The sequence below is a fragment of the Pokkaliibacter sp. MBI-7 genome (assembly GCF_029846635.1).
Taxonomy (GTDB): domain Bacteria; phylum Pseudomonadota; class Gammaproteobacteria; order Pseudomonadales; family Balneatricaceae; genus Pokkaliibacter.
Genome location: NZ_JARVTG010000001.1, coordinates 1,331,996 through 1,353,539 on the forward strand (window position 1 = coordinate 1,331,996; position 21,544 = coordinate 1,353,539).

The window sequence follows — 21,544 nt, forward strand, 5'->3', positions numbered from 1 at the left end:
AGCAAATACATGGTGCAGGCTATGTTAAATCGATACCCAGTTCCTGCCAGATATCGTCCACCCGCTGCTTGACGGCGTCGTCCATCCTGATCGGCTCGCCCCATTCACGCTGAGTTTCCCCCGGCCATTTGTTGGTCGCGTCCATCCCCATCTTCGACCCAAGCCCCGATACCGGCGAGGCAAAGTCGAGATAATCAATCGGGGTATTTTCAATCAGCACGGTGTCCCGGGCTGGGTCCATACGGGTAGTAATCGCCCAGATGACGTCCTTCCAGTCACGGGTATTGACGTCTTCATCGACCACGATAACAAACTTGGTATACATGAACTGTCGCAGGAACGACCACACGCCCAGCATGACCCGCTTGGCATGGCCGGGATACTGCTTCTTCATGCTGACCACGGCCAGCCGGTAGGAACAGCCTTCTGGCGGCAAGTAGAAGTCGACGATTTCAGGGAACTGGCGCTGCAGGATGGGGACAAATACTTCATTCAGCGCCACCCCCAACACAGCGGGTTCATCTGGCGGACGGCCAGTGTAGGTACTGTGATAGATGGGTTTCTTGCGATGGGTGATGCGTTCTACAGTAAAGACCGGGAAGCGATCTACCTCGTTGTAATAGCCGGTATGGTCGCCAAACGGACCCTCATCAGCCATTTCGCCGGGCTCGATATAGCCTTCCAGCACAAACTCCGCACTGGCAGGCACACTCAGATCATTGCCGATACACTTCACTACCTCTGTCTTGCTACCGCGCAGCAAGCCAGCAAAGGCATATTCAGACAGCGTATCCGGTACCGGTGTCACCGCTCCCAGAATAGTGGCAGGATCAGCCCCCAGAGCCACCGCTACCGGGAATCGCTCGCCGGGATGAGCCTGACACCATTCGCGGAAATCCAGTGCGCCACCTCGGTGAGCCAGCCAGCGCATGATCAGCTTGTTACGACCGATCAGCTGCTGCCGGTAGATACCAAGGTTCTGTCGCTCCTTGGCCGGGCCACGAGTAATAACCAGCGGCCAGGTGACCAGCGGCGCCGCATCCCCCGGCCAGCAGGTCTGGATGGGCAGCTTGTGCAAATCAACGGCATCCCCTTCCAGCACCACCTCCTGACAGGGGGCGGAGCGCACAACCTTGGGCCCCATATTGAGGACCTGCTTGAATATTGGCAGTTTTTCCCAGGCATCCCTGAAGCCTTTGGGTGGCTCGGGCTCTTTAAGGAAGGCCAGCAGCTTGCCCACCTCACGCAGCGCTTCCACATTCTCGGCCCCCATTCCCAAGGCCACGCGCTCGGGCGTACCGAACAGGTTGGCCAGTACCGGGATGTCAAAACCCTTGGGATTCTCGAACAGCAATGCCGGGCCACCGGCACGTAATGTGCGGTCGCAGATTTCGGTCATTTCCAGATAGGGGTCAACTTCGACCTTGATGCGCTTGAGCTGTCCGCGTGCTTCCAGCTCACGGATGAAATCGCGCAAGTCCTGATATTTCATGGGGTGACAGTGTCCTGGTTGCTACGTGATGGGTTCACATAAGCGAAAGGGTAAGCAGTGCTTACCCTCTCTGTATACGCCTGTCGACGCATTGGTACCTGTTGCTTTCGCTGTCCGGCAGATCAGTTCCGCTTCATGGACAGGAAGAACTCATCATTCGTTTTGAAGTCCTTCAGCTTGTCGAGCACAAACTCGATAGCGGCAGCGTCTTCCATCGGATCCAGCAGCTTGCGCAGAATCCACATGCGTTGCAGCTCTTCATCGCTGGTCAGCAGGTCTTCACGGCGAGTACCGGAACGACGGATGTTAATAGCCGGGAAGGTACGCTTCTCAGCAATACGACGATCCAGATGGATTTCCGCGTTACCCGTACCTTTGAACTCTTCAAAGATAACGTCGTCCATCTTAGAGCCAGTATCCACCAGCGCGGTTGCGATGATGGTCAGACTACCTCCCTCTTCGATGTTACGGGCAGCACCAAAGAAGCGCTTGGGTTTTTCCAGAGCATGGGCATCCACACCACCAGTCAGTACCTTACCTGAGGAAGGAATAACGGTGTTGTAGGCACGGGCCAGACGCGTGATGGAGTCCAGCAGGATGACAACATCCTTCTTGTGCTCAACCAGACGTTTGGCTTTTTCGATAACCATCTCTGCGACCTGAACGTGACGCGCAGGAGGTTCGTCGAAAGTCGACGCGACCACTTCACCGCGCACGGTACGCTGCATCTCGGTCACCTCTTCAGGACGCTCATCGATCAGCAGAACGATCAGGTAACATTCAGGGTTATTGCGCGAGATGGAGTTGGCGATGGTCTGCAGCATCAGTGTCTTACCCGCTTTGGGAGGTGACACGATCAGAGCACGCTGGCCTTTACCGATGGGGCAGATCAGATCAATTACACGGGAGGTCAGGTCTTCTGTGCTGCCGTTACCCTGCTCAAGCAGCAAACGCTCATTGGGGAACAGGGGAGTAAGGTTTTCAAACAGGACTTTGTTCTTGGAGGCTTCAGGGCGGTCATAGTTGATTTCGCTGACCTTGAGGAGGGCGAAATAGCGCTCGCCATCCTTGGGTGGGCGAATCTTGCCAGAGATACTGTCACCCTTGCGCAGGTTGAATCTGCGGATCTGGCTGGGCGAGACGTAGATGTCGTCTGGGCCTGCCAGGTAGGAACTGTCGGCAGAGCGGAGGAAACCAAAGCCATCCTGGAGGATTTCCAGAACGCCATCACCGTAGATGTCTTCGCCACTCTTGGCGTGCGACTTGAGGATGGCAAAAATCACATCCTGCTTACGGGAACGGGCCATGTTTTCCAAGCCCATCTGGTTGGCGATTTCCAGCAGTTCTTGAACAGGTTTTTGTTTGAGCTCGGTTAGATTCATAACTTGCAGTCAGAGACGCGAATGGTCGCAGTTAAATAACGGACGGGATCGCCATGCAGCCTACGAATAACGAGTAGCTTAGGCCTTCCGGAAACGAGATCGTGGTCAAATGACTGGTGAAAAGCAAAGTCTTAGATGACTGAGAAGACGCCGGAGAAACCAAGGCGAGGTTAAAAGAACGAGTTTCTCGATAAGTATGTGTAGCTAGTAACGGAGATCAGTACTGGTGCCGAGTAAAGGAACATATCGACGACTGATGTCCAGACTGGTTGAGCGATAATAGGTAAAAAATAACAGGCTGTCTATTCAATGAGCGCTTATTTCCGCGCTAATTTCTGCCCGATGTTGATATATGGCAGGGAATCCGGGCTACATCACAAAGAACAAGGGTTCTGCGCAGACAGAACCCTTGTAACACTTGAGCTATTACAGGTTAGCGTCAAGGAAAGCGCTCAGCTGGGACTTGGACAGTGCGCCAACTTTGGTAGCTTCGACGTTGCCATCCTTGAAAATCATCAGAGTAGGAATGCCACGAATACCGAACTTGGGCGCGGTATCGGGGTTTTCATCAATGTTCAGTTTGCACACTTTCAGGCGGTCACCGTACTCCTTGGCCACTTCTGCCAGTACAGGAGCGATCATTTTGCAGGGTCCGCACCACTCAGCCCAGTAGTCAACCAGCACAGGACCAGCGGCCTTCAGCACTTCTTCTTCGAAGGATGCATCAGAAACGTTAACAATCTCGCTCATGAATCTTGTCTCCAGATGGATGGACTTAGCAAAGGCGACTGGTCAACATCTTAGCATCGACAACAAAGAGGTCAAAAGCATGATATGGGACGACCAGAAGATAATTTTTGCTTGGGTTTAAAGGCTATTCTGCTACTCTACGACTCATTCAGGAGCCTGTCTGAAAGGCAGCAGTTCTCATGCCTCTACAATCAGTGACTCCTTAAATATGGCCTGCCCAAGCTATTTCAAGGGAAACGATGGTAGTTGATACGCTTTTTTCTCAAGACACCACTGATTCACCTCTCGTCGCCGCAATCGATCTAGGCTCCAACAGTTTTCACATGGTATTGGCCCGCCTGGTGCAGGATGACATCCAGATCGTCGACAAGATGGGTGAAAAGGTGCAGCTTGCTGCTGGCCTGGATGATCAGGACCACCTGTCAGAAGAGGCCATACAACGTGGTCTGGAGTGCATGACACGCTTTGCCCAGCGCATTGCTGGTATGCCCAAGACGGCGGTCAAGATTGTTGGCACCAATGCCCTGCGTGCAGCCCGCAACCGTGAAGAATTCATCCTGCGTGCTGAAGAAGTCATGCAGCACCCCATCGAAGTCATTGCCGGTCGTGAGGAAGCACGCCTGATTTATCTCGGCGCAGCCCATGCGCTGGCCGATGACAAAGGCCGTCGTCTGGTCATCGACATTGGTGGCGGCTCGACCGAGTTCATCATCGGTGAACATTTTGAACCGATGCATCTTGAAAGCCTGCATATGGGCTGTGTTTCCTATAACCAGCGCTTTTTCGCCGATGGCGTCATTTCCGACAAAGCCTTCCGTCGTGCCGTGTCAGCTGCTCAGCGTGAGCTGATGACCATCCGCAACCAGTTCCGTCGGGTTGGCTGGAACAGCGTGATTGGCTCCTCCGGCACCATCAAATCCATTGAAGCCATCTCTGTTGCGCAAGGCTGGACCACCGAGGGCATTACCCCCGAGGCACTGCAAAAGCTGCGCAAAAAGGTGATGACCTGCAAGCATATCAGCGAGCTGAAGTTCGAAGGTCTCAAACCTGACCGCCAGCATTTGCTGCCGGCAGGTCTGGCCATACTGTGGGCCACCTTCTTCAGCCTCGATATTACAGTGATGCGCAAGTCTGATGGCGCCCTGCGTGAAGGCCTGCTGTATGACATGCTCGGCCGTATGCACCATGAGGATATCCGTGAGCAGACCGTTGATGTGCAGATGCGCCGCTATCATGTGGACCGCCGTCAGGCAGCACGCGTGGAAAACTCAGCCCTGATCGCGCTGGCACAGGTGAAACAACACTGGAAGCTGCTGGACGAAGAAGAGTTCCACAGTCTGCTGAGCTGGGCCGCCCGGGTCCACGAGATGGGACTGGCCATTGCCCACTCCAACTTCCACAAGCATGGTGCCTATATTCTGGAAAATGCCGATCTGGCGGGCTTTACCAAACAGGAACAAATGGCGCTGGCCAGTCTGGTGCGCTGCCATCGCCGCAAGATCAGCAAGAGCGTATTCGAGTCGCTACCGGGCAACTACCGTGAGGCCTGCTTCAAACTCTGTCTGCTGCTGCGGCTGTCAGTGCTGCTGCATCGTAATCGCAACAAACAGCGTCAGCCTGCGTTCACGCTCAGTGTCGATGGCAACAAGGTAACCGTGTCCTTCCCGGTAGGCTGGTTAGACAGCCGCCCGCTTACCCGTGACGAACTGACCGAAGAAGCCAGCTACTGGCGTGACGCAGGTATGGTGCTGGAGATCGCCTGAAGCGCGACGCCTCGCTCCTCTGAATGGTGATGCTCGCATGTGCGAACGTCACCACCTTCCCTTTATCAGCCCGTCAGACTGAATCAGTTTTTGCTCTGAGCTTCGCGTTTCTGTTGCTCAAGCTGTTCCCACACCGGGTTGCCCCACAAGGGAACGGCCGACAGCGAGTGCTTGGGGCTGCCATTGCTTTCCTTGGTGGAATAGCTGACATAGAGCAGTGTCCGGTTAGTCTCATCATAGATGCGCCGCACCTTCAGACTTTTGAACAGCACACTTTTCGATGTCGAGAAAATCACCTCACCACTCTTTGAACGATCGATGCCCTGTAGCATCTGCAGCGTGATCGGCCCGGTCTGACGACAGGCGATGGACATATCCGATGGATCAGCCAGATCCAGATCGGCCTTGATGTGGCTGATATAGCAGGTCACACCTTCGATTTTGGGATCAGACAGCATTTCCAGCTTGATGTCCTTGGTCGTGAACAGCCCGAGGCTGACATCGCCCACCTCGTTCTTATCCGAGCAGCCTCCCAGCGCCATTACGGCTGTCAGCATGACCGTCGACAGTTGCCATGATTTCACCTGAACTCTCCCTTCCAAGACCTTCTGGTCGTCTGCATGCGGCACGATACGCCAGCACAGACGGCATAACAGCCACCGACCTTATCACACACGCCACACATCGCCGGCATCAACAGGCATAAAAAAGCCGGTGCCCTGAGGCACCGGCTTACTTAGGTAAAAGACTGGCAGCAATAATCAGTTAGCAGCGGCAGCCAGACGTTCCAGCAGGATCTGCTGGGCGGAAATGGGTTCTTCGCCTTCCTGCATCTGCACTCTCACATAGGAACCATCCTGTTGCAGCTCCCATGCCTGAGTATTGTCTTCCAGATACAGGTCCAGGTCTTTCTTCACACGCGGAGCAACACGCAATGGCTCCATGGGGAAACAGGTTTCCACACGGTAGAGCATATTGCGCTCCATCCAGTCTGCACTGGCAGCATAGATTTCCGACGCGCCGTCATTGAGGAAGTAGCACACCCGGCTGTGCTCGAGGAAGCGACCGATGATAGAACGCACTCGGATATTCTCTGACACCCCAGGCACACCAGGGCGCAATGAGCACATACCACGCACGATCAGATCGATTTTCACCCCGGCCTGCGAAGCACGATAGAGGGTACGAATCAAACGCGGCTCGGTCATGGAGTTGACCTTGATGATGATATGCGCATCTTTGCCGGCTTGTGCATGGCGCATTTCCCGCAGAATGAACTCCACCATCTTGGGATGCAGCGAGAACGGTGCGTTCAGCACCTTGCTCAGACGCAGAATTTTGCCCATGCCGGTCAGCTGCTGGAAGATTTTGTGCACATCTTCACCGACTTCCTGATCGGCCGTCAGCAGACTGTAGTCGGTGTACACACGGGCGGTGCCCTGGTGATAGTTACCGGTGCCAAGATGCACATAACGGCGCAGCTCGTTATCTTCCTGACGGACAATCATCATGATCTTGGCGTGCGTCTTGTAGCCCACCACGCCATACACCACAACCACACCGGCTTCCTGCAACAGGCTGGCGAGCTTGAGGTTGTTCTCCTCATCGAAGCGGGCACGGATCTCGATAACAGCGGTCACTTCCTTACCGTTACGTGCTGCTTCAATCAGCGCCGCGACGATTTCCGAATTATTCCCTGTGCGGTACAGGGTCTGCTTGACTGCCAGCACCTTGGGATCACGGGCGGCTTCACGCAGCAGATCAACTACAGGAGTAAAGGACTCAAAGGGATGCTGCAGCAGCAGGTCACGCTGGCGCAGGGTCTCAAACATGGATTTGCGATCACGCAGACGCTTGGGCAGACCGGGTGAGAATGAGGCGTAGCTCAGCTCAGAACGGTTCACCAGCTCACGTACCGCACCCATACGGGTCAGGTTGACCGGGCCATTGACCTTGTACAGCTCGGTTTCACCCAGACCAAACTCTTTAAGCAGGAAAGCAATCATGTCTTCAGGGCAATTATCCGCCACTTCCAGACGTACCGCCTGACCAAACTGGCGATGCTGCAACTCCCCTTTCAGGGCACGGGCCAGATCGTCGACTTCTTCCGAGTCAAAATCGAGGTCCGCGTTACGGGTCAGACGGAACTGATAGCAACCCAGCACTTCCATGCCGGGGAACAGCTCGTCAGCAAAGGCGTGAATCACCGATGACAGGAACACCAGATTGTCACCACCACGACAGAGTTCATCGGGCAGACGAATCAGGCGCGGCATGGAGCGCGGAGCAGGAATAATGGCCATGCCTGAATCACGACCGAAAGCATCCTTCCCTTCCAGTGCTACGATAAAGTTCAGGCTCTTGTTGACCAGACGTGGGAAGGGGTGCGCCGGATCCAGCCCGATGGGCGTCATGACCGGCATCAGCGTATTGAAGAAATATTCGCGGATCCATTCACGCTGCGCCTTGGTCCATTCACGGCGGCGCAGAAAACGAATATTTTCCGTCTGCAACTGCGGGATCAGCGTGTCATTGAGGATTTCATACTGACGCTTGGTCTGCTCATGGCACATTTCACGAATGCGACGCAGGACTTCGTGTGGCTGCAGGCCGTCGGGGCCGACCTTTTCACGGCCAAAGCGTACCTGACGCTGCAGCTCAGCTACCTTGATTTCAAAGAACTCATCCAGGTTGCTGGAGAAGATCAGCAGGAACTGCAAACGCTCAAGCAGCGGGTAGCGCTCGTCCAGAGCCTGCTCCAGCACACGAATGTTGAAGTGCAGATGGCTGAGGTGGCGGTTGATATACAGCTCGGGTGAAGACAGATCAATGCTGGGCACCGGCTCTTCAACCACTTCCTCCACCACGGTGTCGTTTTCCGGCTCAACTGCAGGCTGGGTTTCCAGTTCAGCAGTAGGCTCTTCAACTGCCGCGGGCACCTGCTCCGCTACCATTTCCTGTGCGACCGTGTTCATAGCGCTCCTCACTTAAACTCTTATCGTTGACAGCAGCCCGGCCTCCCGTAGCCAGGCTTTCTGCGTCAGTTGTTAATCAGCTGCGCCGCGCGCTTGGCAAAGTAGGTCAGGATGCCATCCGCGCCTGCTCGCTTCATCCCTACCAGCGCTTCCATCAGGCAAGCATCAGCGTCGATCCAGCCATTCTGACCGGCGGCCATGTGCATGGCGTACTCGCCGGACACCTGATAGACAAAGGTGGGCACACCAAACTCATCCTTCACGCGGCGCACGATATCCAGATAGGGCATGCCGGGTTTGACCATCACCATGTCAGCGCCTTCCGCCAGATCCAGTGCCACTTCATGCAGCGCTTCGTCGGAGTTGGCAGGGTCCATCTGGAAGGTAAATTTGTTGCCTTTGCCGAGGTTGGCAGCCGAGCCCACTGCATCGCGGAAGGGGCCGTAGTAGGCTGAGGCATACTTGGCGGAATAGGCCATGATGCGGGTGTTGATGTGGCCGTTTTCTTCCAGCTCATCACGGATACCGCCGATACGTCCGTCCATCATGTCGGAAGGTGCCACGATGTCAGCACCTGCTTCGGCATGGGACAGCGCCTGACGAATCAGCGTATCGACGGTACGGTCATTCAGAACATAGCCGCTGGCGTCGATGATGCCGTCCAGACCATGGGTGGTGAACGGGTCCAGCGCCACATCAGTAATGATGCCCAGCTCAGGGCAGGCGTCCTTGATGGCGCGGGTGGCACGCTGAGCCAGCCCGTCAGGGTTGTAGGACTCTTCGGCCAGCTCGCTTTTCAGATGAGCAGGGGTGACCGGAAACAGTGCCATGGCCGGAACACCCAGACTGACCAGTTCTTTGGCTTCACGCACCAGCAGATCGATACTCATCCGTTCAACGCCGGGCATGGAGGCCACCGGCTCACGCTGGTTGTCACCATCAAGGATAAATACCGGGTAGATCAGATCGTTGGTAGTCAGCACGTTCTCGCGCACCAGTCGGCGGGAAAAATCATCCGCTCGATTACGGCGCATACGGGTTTCCGGATAAAAACGCTGGCTGGAATTAAAACGCACTTGAGGCCTCCTACACGCACGGGCTCTATTCTTTGACAAAATTATGACAGCAGCATGACATGGCCCGGCAAGAATACGCCTGAGGCCGCCAGTTGCAAGGATAGTTCATCCTCGCCACGGGTCATGAAACCGGGTGAATACCGTCATTGCGGCTGGCGACTGGTCACAACAGCGCCAAGCCACCCATTAACCGCCACTGTTCACATAGCGCAGTCAGCTTGCCGTGCCTGCCGGTTCCAGATCATTGCCGTAAAGTGATGCCGAATTGTAGACCCTTGCCCGGTGCTTCCCTATGACAAGAAACATATTGGCGCGAATTAGCAGGACTAATACGCCACAGCACAACGGATATACGCAAAGAGGGTTGATCGGCCACAGAGTCCGCCTCTATAAAAGAAACAAGACCAGTCCCTGAACGTGTTCACGATTGCCCAAGCCAGAGTCAGACAAGGCGAAACAAGCTGATCGTGACAGCGTTCTTATATGCCGACTACTGAGAGCACCATGACCGTAGCCTCTTCTTCTGTCCCCGTCGCCACCCTGCGTGACACCATACTGCCGGCGTTGAATCAGATCATTCTTGGCAAGGAGATGACACTCAAGCTGGCCGCTACCTGCCTGCTGGCGAATGGCCATCTGCTACTGGAAGACTTGCCGGGGATGGGCAAGACCACCCTCTCTCATGCCCTGGCCAAGGTATTCGGGCTCAGTTATCGCCGTATCCAGTTCACCAGCGATCTGCTTCCTGCCGACATATTGGGCGCCTCGGTCTATCACCCTGAGCAACAGCATTTTCGCTTTCATCCCGGCCCCATCTTCAGTCAGGTGGTCCTGGCCGATGAGCTCAACCGGGCGACGCCCAAGGCACAGAGTGCGCTGCTGGAGGCCATGGAGGAATATCAGGTCAGCATCGAAGGCGAAAGCTGGCCACTGCCACAGCCCTTCTTCGTTATCGCCACCCAGAACCCCCAGCACCATGCCGGCACCTACCCCCTGCCCGAGTCTCAGCTGGATCGCTTTCTGATGCGCCTGTCACTGGGTTATCCCGATCCGGCGGCAGAACGGCGTCTGCTGCGTGGAGACTCTGGCCGCGAAGCGCTGCACAGCCTGCAGGCCGCACTGACAGCCGAACATTTGCAGCGTCTGCAACAGGATGTCCAGCACGTGATTGTCAGTGAAGGACTGCTGGACTACGTCCTGCGTCTGGTCAGCCACACCCGCCAGCATGAACAGATTGAACTGGGCCTGTCACCCCGCGCGGCTCAGGCACTGTTGCGGGCCAGCCGTAGCTGGGCACTGCTGAGCGGACGCGACTATGTACTGCCCGATGACGTGCAGGCGGTATTCATCGCGGTGGCCGGACATCGTCTGCACGGCACGGGGGATCAGCCCGGTGCCCATCTGGCCCACCTATGCCTGCAACAGGTACAGGTGGTCGCCTGATGCGCTCCTGGCTGCAGAATCCACCGACCCTGCTCCTCAGCTGGCGCCGCTACTGGCAGGACTGGAGCCGTCAGCGGCTGGCCAGCCATGACCGCGTGCGGCTCGATCAGCGCCGCATCTTCATTCTGCCCAGCCGCAGCGGGCTGGGTTTTATCGCGCTGCTGGTGCTGCTGCTATTGCTGGCGATCAACTTCCAGAATGCGCTGATCTATGGTCTGTGCTTCTGGCTGGCGACCATCATGCTGCTCCTGACCTTGCACACCTACCGTGGGCTGCATGGTTTGCAGGTACATACCTTGCCCGGCCAGCCCTGCTTTGCCGGGGAAACGGCGCTGTTCCGTCTGCATCTGCAGCGGGAAGCGAAGCAGAGTGGCTGTGTACTGGTGCTATCCTGGCCCGGTGGACCGGCGATCAGTGTCGATTTGCTCAACCATGCCAGCCAGAGCGTCGATCTGCCCTACCCGGCAGCCCAACGCGGCTGGCTGCGTCCACCACGGCTCACCCTGCAGACCACCTATCCCGGCGGCTTGATTCGAGCCTGGACCTACCTGATCTTCGACTGGCAGGCACTGGTCTACCCGGCTCCGCTGGCGGTGCCGCCCGCCCTCAGCAGTGACAGTGAAAGCGAACACAGCGACAGCCAGCCACTCAGTGCCGGCGGTCAGGATTTCCATGGTTTGCGCAGCTATCAGGCTGGCGACAGTCTGCGCCGCATCCACTGGCCAGCCTACGCTCGCAGCGGCCGCCTCTACAGCCGCACCTTCAGCCAGAGTCTGCGCCAGCATGACTGGCTGGACTGGCAGGCTATGCCCGGCCCCGGCAGCGAAGCCCGATTGTCACAACTGTGCAGTGAAATCCTGCGGATGGAACAGCTTCACCAGTCTTACGGGCTGCGCCTGCCCAATCAGCAATTTGCGCCGCGGCACGGCACAGCCCATCAGGCAACCTGTTTAAAAGCGCTGGCCCTGTACGGACTGGAGGAACCCCGATGAACAGCGGTGGACTGCTGCAACGCCCGCAGCTGTATAGCCTCAGCCTGATGCAACTGGCGGTGATGCTGAGCCTCGCTCCCCATCTGCCGTTGTGGCTGCTGGGAATTCTGCTGAGCTGTGCCGGCTGGCGCCTGTCACGCCCGCGCCATGCCTGGCAGATGCCGCCACTGCCGGTCAAGCTGCTGCTGATCGGCGCCTGCATCGCCGTGTTCTATTTCACCCATCTGTCGTTACGAACCATTGAAGGGGTCGTCGCCCTGCTGGCCAGTGGCTTTGCCCTGAAAACCCTGGAGGTAGGCTCACGCCGTGATGGTCTGGTGGTGATCTTCGCAGGCAGCTTTGTGCTGGCCTGCAGTTTTCTGTTTGACCAGTCGCTGTGGGCCAGCTGCTATGTCATTTTCTGCCTGTGGATTCTCCTGGCCACTCTGCTGCATTTGCATCAGCCGCCACTGGCGCGACGGTCCCCATGGCAGCCCTGCTTCAGCAAAGCAGCCGTGCTGATGGCCCAGAGTCTGCCACTGATGGTGGTGCTGTATCTGGTATTTCCACGCCTGCCGCCGCTGTGGACCATGCCCCTGCAAAGTGGTCAGGGTCTGACGGGCATCAGCGATCGCGTGGCACCCGGTGAGCTGGCCAGTCTGGCGCAGTCCAACGAACTGGCCTTTCAGGTCAGTTTTGATGGAGCTCCCCCTGCCCAGCGTCAGTTGTACTGGCGTGGTCTGGTACTGAACCGCTACGACGGCAGCGCCTGGGTGCCCGCGCCCTTTCCCGGCCCGAGTCAGCAACAGCAGCTGGCACAGACACAACTGCGCACGCTGGCCGATGCCGACCCCGGTCAGGCAGTCAGCTATTCACTCATCATGCAGCCCAGTGGCCAGCGCTGGCTGTTTGCCCTGGCGCCGGCAGAAATACTGCAGGGCCAGGCCACGGTCAGCTATGACGATACCCTGCAGGCCAGCAAGCGTCTGGACGACACCCTCGGACTGCGGCTGCGCAGCTACCCTGACAGCCCGCGTGACCGCCAGCTGCCTGACTGGCTGAAACGACAAAGCCTGCAACTGCCCGCCATGGGCAACCCCCGCACCCGCGCGCTGGCCGAGCAGCTGCGGCACCGTTACAACGACGACGCACTGTTACTGCAGGCTGCCATGGCACTCTACCGTCAGCAGCCGTTCACCTACACCCTGACGCCGCCGACCTACAGCGGGCTCAATAGCATTGATGACTTCATGTTCGATGGACAGCGAGGCTTCTGCGCTCACTTCGCCGGCAGTCTGGTATATCTGTTGCGCGCTGCTGGCATTCCGACCCGGCTGGTCGTCGGCTATCAGGGCGGGGAATGGAATGGTCGCGGCAACTTTCTCAGCGTCCGTCAGGCAGAAGCTCATGCCTGGGCCGAAGCCTGGGTGAGTGACAAAGGCTGGCAGCGGCTCGATCCGACGGCCATGGTGGCACCGGATCGTATCGAACGCAGCACCGATCAGCTGGCCGATATGGAAGGCGCGCCCCTGCTGCGCCGTACTCTGCATGCCCTGCCCTGGCTGCAGCTGGCCAGACAGCAGATGGATGCCTGGCAGTACGCCTGGCAACGGGCGGTGGTCAACTACGGCAGCAACCAGCAATTCCAGCTGTGGCAGCAACTGCAGGGCTTCTTCAGCAGCGACTGGCGTCACTGGCTCTGGCCGCTGGCCGGTTTGCTCGGCCTGTTTACCGCCTTCGCCACCATCAGCGGTGTCTGGCGGCGCCAGCCCAAAGCACTGGAAGTACAGCTGCTGGAACAACTGTGTGCACGCATGGCGCAGCGGGGGCTGACAGCCAGCATGAGTATGACACCACAGCATCTGGCCCAGATGCTGATGGAGGCCTATCCCGCTCAGCAACTCGCCATAGATGGCTTTTTCGCACTGCTGCAACAACGGCTCTACCAGCCCGGCCAGCAGGTGCCTGCGGCCAGACTGCGCCGGGCCTATCGTACCCTCATACGCCTGTTGCGCCAGCGCCCGGTCCCGACAGGCAGATCGTAACCATGCGGGTGAATCCGGCTGTGGTAGAATGGCCGCTTTCCCGTTCTGTCAGTTGAGATGCGCCGTTGAACTACCGCCATATCTATCATGCAGGCAATTTTGCGGACGTATGGAAACATGCGGTGCTGGTTGCCCTGTTTGATGCCCTCAAGCAAAAAGCCAAACCGTTCTGCTATCTGGACACCCATGCCGGTATTGGCCGTTACGATCTGCAGGCCGAAGAGGCCCGCAAAACCGCCGAAGCCGACAAGGGTATCGCCAGCCTGTGGCAGGCTACGGATCTGCCCGAGCTGCTGCAGCAATACCGCCAGCTGATTGCGGACGACAACGAGGGCAACAGCCTGCGCTACTATCCCGGCTCACCCTGGCTGGCCAACCTGCTGCGACGGGAAGATGACTCACTGATCTGTAATGAACTGCACCCTGCTGATGTCGAAACCCTGCGCGACCTGTTCCACCGTCAACGTAAGGTCAGCATCCGCAATGAGGATGCCTACCAGAGCCTGACTGCCTGCCTGCCGCCCAAGGAAAAGCGCGGGCTGGTGTTGATCGACCCGCCTTTCGAGAAGGTCGATGAGTTCCGCCAGCTGCTGGATGGCCTGAAGAATGCCTATCAGCGCTGGCCTACCGGCATCTACACCCTCTGGTATCCGATCAAGAGTCGTGTCGAAGTACAGCAGTTCTACCGCCGTCTGGAGCTGAGCGGCATCCGTCGCATCCTGCGCGCCGAACTCAATATGAAGCGCCCCACCGATGGCGAGTTTACCGGCTCGGGTCTGGTGATGATCAACCCGCCGTGGCAGATCGAACAGCGTATTCAGCCCGCCGGGGACTGGCTCGCCCGCCATCTGGGCGGAGCAGAAGCCAATTGCACCATCGACTGGCTGGTGCCGGAGTAACTGCCGCCTGCTATTCGCGCACAAACACAAACGGAGCCCAATGAGGCTCCGTTTGTGTTGCTGCCATCAGTGACTCGGCAACGCCGCCGTCATCACCTTTCCGGGCTGAGGGTCGTGGATCAGCAGTACCTCGTAATCGGCATAGTTCCCCTCTTTAGCTTCATCACTCATCCAGACAACCCAGTCATCGATGCCATCGCCATCCACATCTGCCAGTGCCATCAGCTGCAAACTGAAATTCAGCTCAGCCGTGCCATAACGTACGGCGGTATTGCTTAGCTGCAGTGCGGCGCTATCCAGACGACTCAGGGTATAACGGTCATCGTCCGGCAACTGCGCCAGTGATGAGGGAAAACTGCGCAGATCCAGCTGTTCTGCCAGCGCCTTGCCATAATCCTGCCCCGCGACAGGCAAGCTGACCTTCGCGTGTTGCAGCAAGGCCAAGGTGTCGCAGGTCAGGTAGTTAGCAGACTGCCTGATATTATTGACGTCCTCAGCCAGCGTCGATGTGCGTTTAGCCTGCAGATACTGCTCACAGTTGGACACAGTGATACCTGAGGCGAAATGTACTGGTGGTCTTGTGACGCCCATCAGATCAGGTGAAAGCCATAGGCAAGAGCAATCTGACCATGCCATCACGGGCGTCATTACCAACGGCAACAGCACAATAACTGCAGCATTACGTCCATCCATGGAAAACACTCTGGCAGGTTTAAAAAGGCCGCAATCTAACGAAAAAACAACGTTCCTGGCTATGGTGCGGTTCGTTCCTCACAGCCCCTGCACCAGACCTCAGGCCGGGGGCGATAAGCGCCGCGAATCGCACCGCTGTCAGCCTTACTGAAAATAATCTCAGTTAATTGCCGACCTTCTGGCACCAGTACGCTTCGGTGTTATAGGGAAAGGCCAGCTCATGCTGGTCACGCAGTTGGGGATAGCGGGCAATCAGCGCTCGCAGGTCGGCTTCCACCTTGTCCTGCTCTGCCTGAGGGAGGGCGGCGATAAAGCTGACCGACAGGCTGCGGGCGATAATGACCTCTTCACTGCTGCCAATATGGGCATGGGGCCACAGTTGCTGCTGCAGCGGCGTGAACGTCTGCTGAAACAGGGCCGACTGCAGTGGCTGGCGCCAGTCGCCTTTGTAGAATCGGGGGGCATCGCCTTCGTACGGAGTGATGATCTCGGTGATGGCCGCTACCCAGTCCACCCGCTCATCACGGACATTCCAGATCAGCGCAAAACGACCGCCGGGTTTGAGAACCCTGGCCACTTCTGCAAGCGTCGCCTCAGTGGCAAACCAGTGAAAGGACTGGGCACAGACCAGCACATCGACACTGGCATCGGGCAAGGGGATAGCTGCGGCATTGCCTTCCAGCGCCTTTACCTGCGGCAGGGCCTGTTGCAGCTCGGCGCGCATGGCAGCCACCGGCTCCACCGCTATCACCTCTGCCCCAGTGGCGACCAGCCGCCGGGTAAACTTGCCGGTGCCTGCACCAAGATCCACCACCGTGGCGGAAGGCCCCAGCCCCAAGGTAGCGGTCAGCCAGCTGTCAACTTCTGCAGGATATTCCGGGCGACCGCGGCGATAGGTCGCCGAGGCCTGACTGTAACCACTCTGTGCCGCATCATGTACTGAGCTCACTCTCCATCCCTCCACGATTGATCGGTTCAGCAGCCAGCATAGTCAGCCATTACCCAGACGCCAGCCCACCGGGCTATTTCCCCGGTGTCTGCATAGATATTGCGTTTTGTGCGGCTGTACTCAGGCGCGCTCGACGATGGGATAGGCCGTCGCGACCAGATGTGAACTGATGCGCTGCAGATCACGCAGGATGTCCATATGAATACGAGACGAGCCCAGACTGGCAGGCACCCGGCTGCGCAAGCGTGCCGCATGGCGTTCGCGGCAGTTGAAGATGCGGCTGCGGTATTGCCGCTTGGCATCGATCAGCTCCTTCGCCAGCACCGGATTCTGGCTGAGGAACACTGCCTGCGACAGGCGGAAAATCTCGAACAGATCCTCAAACAGGCTGTCCAGTTCTTCCTGCCCGGTCGGCGAAAACTCGACGTTGGCTTTGTGTTTCTGCCGCGCCAGCACCATCAGGCTGGCATCAATGATGTCGCCTACATGCTCCAGATTGGTGACGAAGTTGAAGGTATCCTGCCAGCGCTGCTGCTCTTCGTCTGAACGTTCGCTGTCATCAATGGCGGCCAGATAATAGGTCGCCTCGCGGTGAATGTGGTCGATGTCGTCATCCAGGCTCTTGATCTGGGCAATCACCGTCTGGTCGGCGAAGGCGCGGGGCGTACTTTCCAGCATGCGATAAGCGATATCGGCAATACGCAGCGCCTCATTGGCCACGTTCGCCATCGCCCGCGCCGGATTACGGATATCCTCCCGCGACAGATACATAGGCTGTGCGTCATCCAGCACCACCGGCTGCTGGGCAGGCACCAGACGCACCAGCAAGGGCACCAGTCTGGGCAGCAGGCAAAGCAGCAGCAGACCGCTGAGCATATTGATCAGTACGTGAAACAGCACAGGAGAGGTCAGTCCCCAGCCGGTCAGCCAGTGGCTTGGCAGGCTGTTGACGCCGTAGAGCAGGAAGCCGATCAGCACCGCACACAGGCGGATGGCCAGATTACCCCAGATCACCACCCGCCCCTGTGGCCCCATGGCCCAGCCGGCGGACAGCGCGGGCAAGGCGCCACCGAGATTGGCGCCCAGTACCATGATCATGGCCATTTCCGGCGGAATGGCACCGTCCATGGTCAGGTGGGCGGTAATCAGGATCACCGCCAGACTGGAATGCACAACCCAGGTAAACAGCGCCATCAGGAACAGCGTCAGTGCCGTGTCATGAGCCAGGATGGCGGTCAGATATTCCATGCCGTCGCCGCTGCGCATGACTGCCGTGGTCTGGGCAATCAGCTTTAGCGCCAGCAACAGCAGGCCAAGGCCAAGGCCGATGCGGCCCCAGTATTTGGTCAGCCGGGAAGTCGCATTGTTGAAGGCCAGATAACCCGCCAGCAACAACAGCGGCGACAGTAACGACAGATTCAGACTGAGCAGCAACGCCACCAGACTGGAGCCAATCTCCGCACCGATAGACAGCGCCAGTGCCGGCATCAGCCCCAGCGCTCCGGTCGCAACAAAGCCCGTGGCCAGCAGCACCACTGCCGTCGAAGACTGCAACGCCCCGGCAGCCCCGACGCCTAGTAAGGCGGCCATCGGGCGGCGGCGCGTCAGCACTCGCACGGCGGTTTCCAGACGCCGGCCATAGGCACGCTCGAAGCCCGTTCGCACCATGCGAATTCCCCACAGCAACAGGGCAATGGCGCCAGCAAGGTGGATAAGTTCGTTCATGAGGGGACCTCGGCAGAATCTGGCTCAATAACGTCGGAATAACAGCAACCCGCCAACCAATACAGTTATGTCACAAAGCTGTCACATTAACGAAGCGTTCATTATTTGAATGTCGTAAAAAGAACATTTGAGTGCGTTTTTGACCTTACAGAGGCGCGAACGAAGAAAATCAGTCAAAAATAGAACGCGTTAGAAAGGATTAGTTGTAACAAGCGAAGATTTCAAGCGCAGAACCACCCGGTCCGGCATACTTTTTTGCACACTGAACGTACCTTACGGGACGCTGGTACCGACAGGTGCCTCCCACGCCTGTAACCACACCCAATCCTCAGCAATTGCTGTGCCCAGAAAAGCAAAATGCCACCCGAAGGTGGCATTTTTAGCCTTGCGCACAGGATGGCGCCGGAGCGTCAGCCTGTGCAGACAGACATCGTGGATAACCTTACTGCTTGGCCGCTGCAATCGCTGCATTCAGACCATCCAGGGTGTCCTGACCCAGCACGCTGGCCTGAGTCTGGATCACAGCAGCGGCTTTCTCGCGCATCTTGGCCAGCTCTTCAGGTGCCACTTCGTTGATTTCCATGCCGTGCTCTTTCAGGAACGCCATAGCTTTAACGGACTGCTCACGGCTGTCCTTACGCTCGAAGTCACGTGAGTCCCTGGCTGCCTGCATCACGATGGCTTTTTCGTCATCGTTCAGCTTGTCCCAGAAGCTTTTCGACATCAGCACGATCCAAGGGCTGTAAACGTGCTGGGTCAGGCTCAGGTACTTCTGCACTTCATAGAACTTGGACGACTCGATGGTAGTCACAGGGTTTTCCTGACCATCAACCGCTTTGGTTTCCAGCGCGGTGAACAGCTCAGAGAAGGACATGGGAACGGCGTTGGCGCCCATGCTCTTGAACAGATCCAGATACATGGGGTTCTGCATCACACGCAGTTTCACGCCATCCATATCGCTCATCTTCTCGATGGGGCGCTTGGAGTTGGTCATGTTGCGGAAACCGTTCTCCCAGTACACCAAGCCGACCAGACCCTGTTCCTGCAGGTTGTCCAGCAGTTTCTGGCCGTAGGGGCCATCCAGTACCTTGTCAGCCTGCTCAGCACTGTCAAACAGGAAAGGCAGATCCCATACGCCCATGCGCTTGTCGATACCCACCAGCGTGGAGGTAGAACCGACCATCATTTCCTGCGCACCACCGATCAGGGCGTTCTGCATCTGGATATCGCTACCCAGTGCGGCACCACCGAAGGCCTTGACCTTGAACTTGCCGCCAGACAGCTCGTTCATGCGCTGAACGAAGTAGTCAGCCGCACGACCCTGCTTGCTGTCCTGATTCAGACCGTAGCCGAAGCGGATCAGACGGGTGCTGATGTCAGCCGCGCTGGCGCTGACAGCAGATACGCCCAGAGCAAGGCCCAGAGCGGCGGCGGTGAGGGTTTTCAGCATCGTTTTTTTCATGGCTTTTGTTCTCTTTGTTGTGGTTATCCATACAACCTGATCACGCAACCGCAAGCAGGTTCTGACAGCGTGTGACGGTCGGGAGTGGCCGTAACCACCCCGGTGTTATGGTTTGACGTTTACAAAAAGCTGGCCGGCACCGTGACGATGCCCGGGAACACTACGAGCAGCACAATGATGGCCAGATAGACGAGCAGGAAAGGCATGACACCCTTCACGATGACTTCCATGGGCTGACGGGCCACACCGGAAACCACGCTCAATACCGTACCGATAGGCGGCGTGATCAGACCGACGCAACCTACCATCACAAACATGACGCCGAAGTAAATCGGATCGATCCCGGCCTTGATCACCAGCGGCATCAGTACCGGACCCAGAATCAGGATGGTCGGAGTCAGGTCCATCACCATGCCGATCAGCACCATGGCCAGCACAATGGTTGCCATCAGCAGGCGCGGGCTGTCCATCACCGGTGCCAGCAGGTCCACCAGCTCGGACGGCAGGTCAGCCAGCGTCACCATATAAGAAGACACGATGGCCGCGGCACAGAGGAACATCACCACGCTGGTGGTGCTGGCAGCACGTACAAACAGCGGTACCAGATCCTTGATACTCAGTTCGCGGTAGATCACCACGCTGACAAACAGGGCATAGGCCGCAGCCACTACCGCTGCTTCTGTCGGGGTAAAGATCCCACCGCGCAGACCACCGATGATGATCACCGGCATCAGCAGGGCCAGAATGCCGTCTTTGGCCGTGGCCATACGCTGCTTCATGCTCTGCCGTGGCTGTGGCTGCACGTCGATGGTCTTCATGCTCCAGCGCCATGCCAGTACCAGACCCAGCCCCATGATGATGCCGGGCACGATACCGGCCATGAACAGATCACTGATCGACTGGTTGGTGGTCACCCCAAAAATGATGAAGGGCATGCTGGGCGGAATAATCGGCGCGATGATACCGCCCGAGGCGATCAGACCGGCCGAGCGGCCTACCGGATAACCGTTGTCACGCATCATCGGCAGCAGCAGGGTGGCCAGTGCCGCGGTATCGGCAATGGCAGAACCGGACAGGCTGGCCAGAATCACCGAGGCGATAATGGCGACAAACCCCAGCCCACCACGACGATGGCCGACACAGCTGATCGCCAGATCGATAATGCGGCGGGAAATACCACCGGCATTCATCACCTCACCGGCCAGTACAAAGAAAGGCACCGCCATCAGCGGGAAGCTGTCAGCACCACTGACCAGGTTTTGCGCCACCAGCTGGGCATCGAAGAAATCCAGATGCCACATCAGCACCACGCCGGTCATGATCAGGGCAAAGGCAATGGGCATCCCCAGAGCCATGAAGCCCATCAGGGCGACAAGGAACAGACCCAGAGTCATTAATGCGTCTCCTCGTCAGCATGGAAGGGGTGGCTTTCACCGGGAATATAGGCCTTGCTACTGCCGGTCAGGGCGCGCACCAGATTGGCGAAGATATACAGCGCCATGCCCAGCGCAGCGACCAGACCTGCACCAGCCATCAGTGCCAGCGGATACTTCATCACGGTGGAGGTGATACGCCAGCCGATCTGGTACTGATGCCAGCTGCCCTGCCAGAACAGCCACAGGGCATAGAGCATCAGCCCGTGGCTGACGATCATGCACAGCTTGCGCAGTGGTGCAGGAAGTGCCCGCTGGGCCAGATCAAAACCGATATGAATATGGCGCCCGGTGGCCAGCACCGCGCCGAGGAAAATCAGCCAGACGAACAGCAGACGGGAAAGCTCTTCCGACGCTGCAATGCCGGAACCAAACACATAACGCAGGATCACGTTGCCGAAAACCGCGACGAACATCACTGCCAGCGCGGCAGCCATCAGATACTCGATCAGCTTTTCAACACGGTTGATGAGGGCTGTCATCTTA

17 protein-coding genes are annotated in these 21,544 nt (G+C 57.7%); 5 read left to right on the forward strand and 12 right to left on the reverse strand.

Annotated features, from left to right (window positions below):
• Positions 1 to 19: 19 nt before the first annotated feature.
• The 3 genes from ubiD to trxA form a co-directional block, all read right to left on the reverse strand.
• Positions 20 to 1,492: a 4-hydroxy-3-polyprenylbenzoate decarboxylase gene (gene ubiD / locus QCD60_RS05985; protein WP_110185904.1), complete on the reverse strand. Its 1,473-nt coding sequence runs from the start codon at positions 1,490 to 1,492 to the stop codon at positions 20 to 22.
• A 122-nt stretch (positions 1,493 to 1,614) separates the two neighbouring features.
• The gene (rho, locus tag QCD60_RS05990) at positions 1,615 to 2,874 is read right to left on the reverse strand and encodes a transcription termination factor Rho (protein ID WP_104152170.1); all 1,260 of its coding nucleotides are present in this window, start codon (positions 2,872 to 2,874) and stop codon (positions 1,615 to 1,617) included.
• A gap of 426 nt (positions 2,875 to 3,300) precedes the next feature.
• Positions 3,301 to 3,624, reverse strand: a complete 324-nt coding sequence (gene trxA, locus QCD60_RS05995) for a thioredoxin TrxA (RefSeq protein ID WP_104152171.1) — start codon at positions 3,622 to 3,624, stop codon at positions 3,301 to 3,303.
• A gap of 239 nt (positions 3,625 to 3,863) precedes the next feature.
• Between trxA and ppx the strand changes: the two genes are divergently transcribed.
• A complete protein-coding gene (gene ppx, locus QCD60_RS06000) occupies positions 3,864 to 5,387 on the forward strand; it encodes an exopolyphosphatase (RefSeq protein ID WP_279783324.1) in 1,524 nt (507 codons plus the stop codon).
• A gap of 83 nt (positions 5,388 to 5,470) precedes the next feature.
• On the opposite strand, the gene QCD60_RS06005 is transcribed toward ppx, so the two are convergent.
• The 3 genes from QCD60_RS06005 to hemB all read right to left on the reverse strand — a co-directional run bounded on the left by QCD60_RS06005 (position 5,471) and on the right by hemB (position 9,438).
• Complete coding sequence (locus QCD60_RS06005; RefSeq protein ID WP_347950099.1) at positions 5,471 to 5,971, reverse strand: CreA family protein; 501 nt, start codon at positions 5,969 to 5,971, stop codon at positions 5,471 to 5,473.
• Positions 5,972 to 6,148: 177 nt separating this feature from the next.
• Positions 6,149 to 8,362 (reverse strand): polyphosphate kinase 1, encoded by a 2,214-nt coding sequence (gene ppk1, locus QCD60_RS06010; protein WP_279783327.1) that lies wholly within the window; start codon positions 8,360 to 8,362, stop codon positions 6,149 to 6,151.
• A gap of 65 nt (positions 8,363 to 8,427) precedes the next feature.
• Complete coding sequence (gene hemB, locus QCD60_RS06015; RefSeq protein ID WP_279783330.1) at positions 8,428 to 9,438, reverse strand: porphobilinogen synthase; 1,011 nt, start codon at positions 9,436 to 9,438, stop codon at positions 8,428 to 8,430.
• Positions 9,439 to 9,942: 504 nt separating this feature from the next.
• Between hemB and QCD60_RS06020 the strand changes: the two genes are divergently transcribed.
• The 4 genes from QCD60_RS06020 (at position 9,943) to rlmJ (ending at position 14,796) form a co-directional block, all read left to right on the forward strand.
• Positions 9,943 to 10,881 (forward strand): MoxR family ATPase, encoded by a 939-nt coding sequence (locus tag QCD60_RS06020; protein WP_279783332.1) that lies wholly within the window; start codon positions 9,943 to 9,945, stop codon positions 10,879 to 10,881.
• Complete coding sequence (locus tag QCD60_RS06025) at positions 10,881 to 11,873, forward strand: DUF58 domain-containing protein (RefSeq protein WP_279783334.1); 993 nt, start codon at positions 10,881 to 10,883, stop codon at positions 11,871 to 11,873. Before QCD60_RS06020 ends, QCD60_RS06025 begins: the two co-directional genes overlap by 1 nt.
• A complete protein-coding gene (locus QCD60_RS06030) occupies positions 11,870 to 13,897 on the forward strand; it encodes a transglutaminaseTgpA domain-containing protein (protein ID WP_279783337.1) in 2,028 nt (675 codons plus the stop codon). The genes QCD60_RS06025 and QCD60_RS06030 overlap by 4 nt, the downstream gene beginning before the upstream one ends.
• A gap of 65 nt (positions 13,898 to 13,962) precedes the next feature.
• Positions 13,963 to 14,796: a 23S rRNA (adenine(2030)-N(6))-methyltransferase RlmJ gene (rlmJ, locus tag QCD60_RS06035; RefSeq protein ID WP_279783339.1), complete on the forward strand. Its 834-nt coding sequence runs from the start codon at positions 13,963 to 13,965 to the stop codon at positions 14,794 to 14,796.
• A gap of 66 nt (positions 14,797 to 14,862) precedes the next feature.
• Here the strand turns inward: rlmJ and QCD60_RS06040 are convergent, their stop codons facing one another.
• From QCD60_RS06040 to QCD60_RS06065, 6 genes are all read right to left on the reverse strand, one after another.
• On the reverse strand, positions 14,863 to 15,342 hold the full coding sequence (locus tag QCD60_RS06040) for a hypothetical protein (RefSeq protein ID WP_279783341.1): 480 nt from the start codon (positions 15,340 to 15,342) through the stop codon (positions 14,863 to 14,865).
• Between the two features lie 310 nt (positions 15,343 to 15,652).
• Entirely contained in the window at positions 15,653 to 16,438 is a 786-nt protein-coding gene (locus QCD60_RS06045) for a class I SAM-dependent methyltransferase (protein ID WP_279783343.1), read from the reverse strand.
• Between the two features lie 120 nt (positions 16,439 to 16,558).
• Positions 16,559 to 18,163, reverse strand: coding sequence for a Na/Pi cotransporter family protein (locus QCD60_RS06050; RefSeq protein WP_279783345.1), 1,605 nt, complete (start codon positions 18,161 to 18,163; stop codon positions 16,559 to 16,561).
• 442 nt (positions 18,164 to 18,605) lie between these two features.
• A complete protein-coding gene (locus tag QCD60_RS06055; protein WP_279783346.1) occupies positions 18,606 to 19,625 on the reverse strand; it encodes a TRAP transporter substrate-binding protein in 1,020 nt (339 codons plus the stop codon).
• A 119-nt stretch (positions 19,626 to 19,744) separates the two neighbouring features.
• Complete coding sequence (locus QCD60_RS06060) at positions 19,745 to 21,019, reverse strand: TRAP transporter large permease subunit (protein WP_279783347.1); 1,275 nt, start codon at positions 21,017 to 21,019, stop codon at positions 19,745 to 19,747.
• Complete coding sequence (locus tag QCD60_RS06065) at positions 21,019 to 21,540, reverse strand: TRAP transporter small permease (RefSeq protein WP_104156758.1); 522 nt, start codon at positions 21,538 to 21,540, stop codon at positions 21,019 to 21,021. The genes QCD60_RS06060 and QCD60_RS06065 overlap by 1 nt, the downstream gene beginning before the upstream one ends.
• Positions 21,541 to 21,544 lie beyond the last annotated feature (4 nt).